Origin of the sequence: Candidatus Accumulibacter phosphatis (genome assembly GCF_012939955.1) — a bacterium.
GTDB classification, from domain to species: domain Bacteria; phylum Pseudomonadota; class Gammaproteobacteria; order Burkholderiales; family Rhodocyclaceae; genus Accumulibacter; species Accumulibacter delftensis.
In genome coordinates this window covers 1-4008 of record NZ_SPMY01000127.1, presented here as the reverse complement: position 1 = coordinate 4008, position 4008 = coordinate 1, and the positions used below count along the sequence as shown (strand labels likewise).

4 protein-coding genes and 2 pseudogenes are annotated in these 4008 nt (G+C 62.6%); 2 read left to right on the top strand and 4 right to left on the bottom strand.

Annotated features, from left to right (window positions below; all coding sequences use genetic code 11):
- From E4Q23_RS23035 to E4Q23_RS23025, 3 genes and pseudogenes are all read right to left on the bottom strand, one after another.
- Positions 1–129 (bottom strand): annotated as a pseudogene (locus E4Q23_RS23035) (XRE family transcriptional regulator); the annotation flags it as partial.
- Positions 110–434: pseudogene (locus E4Q23_RS23030) on the bottom strand (type II toxin-antitoxin system RelE/ParE family toxin). The pseudogenes E4Q23_RS23030 and E4Q23_RS23035, both read right to left, overlap by 20 nt.
- Before the next feature lie 675 nt (positions 435–1109).
- Positions 1110–1757: a DNA-binding protein gene (locus tag E4Q23_RS23025; protein ID WP_169068740.1), complete on the bottom strand. Its 648-nt coding sequence runs from the start codon at positions 1755–1757 to the stop codon at positions 1110–1112.
- Between the two features lie 653 nt (positions 1758–2410).
- Here E4Q23_RS23025 and E4Q23_RS23020 point away from each other — a divergent pair.
- Together E4Q23_RS23020 and E4Q23_RS23015 are read left to right on the top strand one after the other, a co-directional pair.
- Positions 2411–2680, top strand: coding sequence for a ribbon-helix-helix domain-containing protein (locus E4Q23_RS23020; RefSeq protein ID WP_169068561.1), 270 nt, complete (start codon positions 2411–2413; stop codon positions 2678–2680).
- Positions 2677–2991: a type II toxin-antitoxin system RelE/ParE family toxin gene (locus E4Q23_RS23015; RefSeq protein WP_169068739.1), complete on the top strand. Its 315-nt coding sequence runs from the start codon at positions 2677–2679 to the stop codon at positions 2989–2991. Before E4Q23_RS23020 ends, E4Q23_RS23015 begins: the two co-directional genes overlap by 4 nt.
- Positions 2992–3067: 76 nt before the next feature.
- On the opposite strand, the gene E4Q23_RS23010 is transcribed toward E4Q23_RS23015, so the two are convergent.
- Positions 3068–3958 (bottom strand): DNA-primase RepB domain-containing protein, encoded by an 891-nt coding sequence (locus E4Q23_RS23010; protein ID WP_169068738.1) that lies wholly within the window; start codon positions 3956–3958, stop codon positions 3068–3070.
- Between the last annotated feature and the right edge of the window lie 50 nt (positions 3959–4008).

Sequence of the window (4008 nt, the reverse complement as noted above, 5' to 3'; positions counted from 1 at the left end):
GCCTTCCTGATTTCGACTACCAAGCCGGTCTTGATCTTTGAGTTTTTCGGCGTCTGGCAGTCCAAGGTCGGCAAAGACGTTGCCCGAGCTGCGCTGAACCTCGACGCCTTCAATGATTCGTTTTTGCATTTCGTAGCTCCTGTGCCAATGCGTCGGCCACTTTCAGCCGAGCGCGCAATGATGTCCATATCTGACTTTGGTGTGGCGATCCCCCTCTTGCTCTTCTTCTGGAAGCAGTGCAGGACGAACACCGCTTCCGCGTACTTCACCGTGTAGACGGCCCGGTACGTGCCGCCGGCATCGTCCTCGACAACCTCAAGCACGCCGGCACCGCCGAAGCCCTTGAGCACCTTTGCCGCGTCGTCCTGATCGCCCATCTGCGCCAACGACAGTGCGTAACCGAAGCGCCTGCGCACGTCAGACGGCAACGCCATCAGATCCTTGTAGCTGCTCGCGATCCATTCGAGCGTTTTTTTCCTTATTGGTCATGGCGGTAGTTTATACCTGTTCAGGTAAAATAGAAAACGCGATACCAGTAGCGTTGATGTCGCAAAACAAGTGTTTCCCACACGGACGGCAACGCGGCGCAAACGATGGTCTCGAGAGGGCGAAAGCTGCACGGGGAACCGTGTCTGATAGGTCGGATGGCCGGAAACTTTGTCTCCGGCGTTTTCCGACTACGAAATGGCGGCTGGTGACACGGCTTGCTTGTTCTACCCCTTGTGGCGGCGATAGCCGGCTGCCTCGCAGAGCAGGATGTCCGTTGAGCACGCAGTGCGAATAAGGGCTTCGTGAAGAAGGACGACCCGCCTGCGGGTGGGCCTACTTCACATATCCTGCCCGGCGCTGCAGCGTTATTACAGCGTTGTTACACCAGAAATAGAACGACACCGCGCGTTGTTTTATCGTTGTTCTACCTTTTTTCTACCGTTGTTTTACCGTTACTGCACCGTTGTTTTGCCAACGCCAGCCCGGACAAACAACGGCGACAAAGCGTCGTAACCACGCTTTGTCGCCGCCATGGCCCTCTTGCGGCCACCCAATCGACCCCCGCGCAACGACGATTTCCCGGAGAAAACTGTCCGGTGCCGCGCCCCCTTTGCCCGCGTTCAAGCGCTTGAACGCGGTTTCTTAAGTGCCGTCAGCTCGCCCTGCAACCGGGCGGCTTCCACCGCAGCAGCCTGGGCTTCGGCGCGTGCAGCCGTCACTGCTTCGCGTTCGGCCGTCTGTCGCGCATGGGCCCGCTCCAGTTCGCCCTTGAGGTCCTCGACCCGCGCCGCCAGTTCGCCGGCCTTGGCCTCGGCGGCGGCCATCCGTTCGGTCTGTGCCGCTCGCGCCGCTACCGCTTCACGCAAGGCCTGCTCCTGCGCTGCAGCATGACTCTCGGCCTGCTCGCGCTCAGCCTCCAGTCGGCCGATCGCCTGCTCCGCCTGGTCAAGCTGTGTCTGGATCGCGGCGACCTCTTCCCGCGTCGCCGCCCGCAGCGCTTCCACCTGCTGTCCGGCCTGTTCGTCGAGCAGGCCCCAGAACTCCCGGCCGAGACTCATCAGCCGGGCGACAGCGGGTTCCGGCAGTTCTACCGGCTGCCGCTGCTTTGGCGCCGCCTCCCGCCACTGGTCCAGATAGCGCTTGACCGTCGTATAGCTGCCCCCGCCGATCCCTTCCTGCACGTTCAAGATGGTCGGCGCCGTGCCCTGGTCCGTCAGGGCCTGTGCCACCTCGAAAACACGCGCTTGCGTCACCACCGCCTTGGCCATGATTTTATGTCCTTGAAATAGCGTCCTGAAATTATCGTTATAATGGTAATAAGATTACGGTAATTACCATAATTCAGCAAGAACTCCGTCGCAGAAAAGCCGAAACAAACGGGGCACCGAACGGCCCGCCGGCGCAAAAACGGGCGGCCGCCCGATCCTCAGCCATCACGTAGAGCGCGTGGGTAACGCACCGGGTTATGCAAGGGCTTGTCCACAGAAATCCGGGAGAGTCCAAGGTCACGTCAGACGAAGCCCGTAGAGCGCGCCAGAAAGGATTAGGTAGGGGAGTTCCTGCCCCACCCGAAGAAAACGCGCTCACGGCCCGCTGTGGCCGATTCCCGGGGTGCTCCGAGCGACGGATTGGCCCCGCAGTGCCCTCTTCCCCACCCCGGGCCAGTCGCCCCCGTGGCAGGAGTCGTCTCAGACAAGGAAAGAATCGCACGATAAGGACGGCCGCCACCAACACCGACGAAGGTCTGCGAGAAGCCTTGCCGAGAAAGCAGCGCGACTCTGCGGTGATGTGCTCTAGGTGCTCTCAAAAACCGTTCTCGCTTGGAGCGACGCGCAACGGCGAGTTTCGAGAGATCTGAAACTAGTCTACTGGGGACTAATAGAGTAGGATTAAATCCTATTCACGCGCTTTGGAGGTCGCTATGCGAACCACACAACAACTGAGCATCACCCTGCCTAACGACATGGCGGCCGCGGTGAAAGCCAAGGTGCAGACTGGCGAGTACGCCACCGAAAGCGAAGTCATCCGCGACGGCTTACGTGCACTCCTGGCGCGTGATCGAGCCGTCGAAAGCTGGCTGCATCACCAGGTAGGCCCGGCCTACGATGCGCTTAAGGCAGAGCCTTCCCGCGCGGTCACTATTGACCAGGTGCGCGCCCGTCTTGCCGCCGAACACGCCAAGGCACGATGAGCTATCGCGTTGCCTTCTCCCCCGAGGCAGAGGAACAGCTTGCGGCTCTGTACGGCTACATCGCCGCTGCGGCGTCTCCCGACATTGCCGCACGCTACACCGAGGCTATCGTGAGCTACTGCGAGAGCCTGCGTACCTTCCCTCATCGCGGCACCATGCGCGATGAGGTTCGTCCCGGTCTACGCATCACCCACTACAAAAAACGCGCCGTGATCGCCTTCGACGTGGACGCCGAGCAGGTATCCATCATTGGCGTTTTCTACGGCGGCCAAGACTACGAAACGATCCTGCAAGACGATTCCGAAGACTGAAGACGCCCCCCGTCCCGGCGGGCATTGCTGTGATCGAAGTGGCGGCTGGTGACACGCGTGTTGGGGCTACCTCTCCTCATCCCCGGGCCGGTCGCCCCGGTGGCAGGGCGTTGCGTTGCCGGGCGGCGTAGTCGGCATGCTCGGCGGTCTTCCGAGCATAGGCTTCGCCGTTCTCGCGAGCCTTGGCGCTTTCTTCCAGCAGTCGTTCGGCAGTCGCTTCGATGCCGTGGCCCCAGGAGAGCGCGATCTTGCACCAGATGAAATCTGCGCTGGTGCGCTTTGGACTACCGCCGGAGCCGAGCGGCGCCCCTTCGAGGCAGCGCGCGTAGCTGGGCCATTTGCGGGTCCGTAGCCCGCCGGAGGATGCCACGGCGGGGGGAGGCGCCGCCGGAACCGGCCGGGCCGGCGCGACCACCCCCATCGCGTCGAGGGTCTGCGTAGTGACGCGCAGCCCGGGCTGGGCAGCGTCGATCAGGATCCGGGGGAAGTTCGGGGCGTAGGCGGGTTTGAAATTGGCGGTGCCGGCGACACGAGTGGCGCCGGACGCTTCCTTGTCGGCGCCCGTCCCTTCCTTGAGCCGCGCGGCGAAGCCCCGAGGAGCGCTGGTGACGGCCACCCAGGCCTGCTGTCCCCTGGGACTGGTGCGCAGGATCAGGAATGCGGCCGGAGCGATGCGGGCCAGGGCATCCGGCGCGAGATCGTCGAGCTGCACCAGAGTGACGCCGTCGCCGGCGCGAGGTCGAACGATCAGATTGTTCTGCCGCCGCGCGGCGCTGGGCACCAGGTAGGGCATGGACTGCCGGGCCTGGGCCAAGCTTTGCGCTGGGCGAAAGCCCCGTTTCTCCTGCTGGAGATTGGTGTGGGTGATATCGAAAGCCTCGGCCCCAACACTGGCAAACAAGTCGAGCAGGCGCAGCGCTTCAGCGATCGGTTCGCCTGCGTCGGCAGACCCGTTCCCGTTGATCAAAGTACCCTGCCCCCCGCCGTGGCTTCTATTTGCTTTTCCTGTCCTCAAAT

Excerpts from the sequence above, each read along its gene's own strand:
- E4Q23_RS23025 (WP_169068740.1), bottom strand. The coding sequence starts at position 1,757 with ATGGCCAAGGCGGTGGTGACGCAAGCGCGTGTTTTCGAGGTGGCACAG.
- E4Q23_RS23020 (WP_169068561.1), top strand. The coding sequence starts at position 2,411 with ATGCGAACCACACAACAACTGAGCATCACCCTGCCTAACGACATGGCG.
- E4Q23_RS23015 (WP_169068739.1), top strand. The coding sequence starts at position 2,677 with ATGAGCTATCGCGTTGCCTTCTCCCCCGAGGCAGAGGAACAGCTTGCG.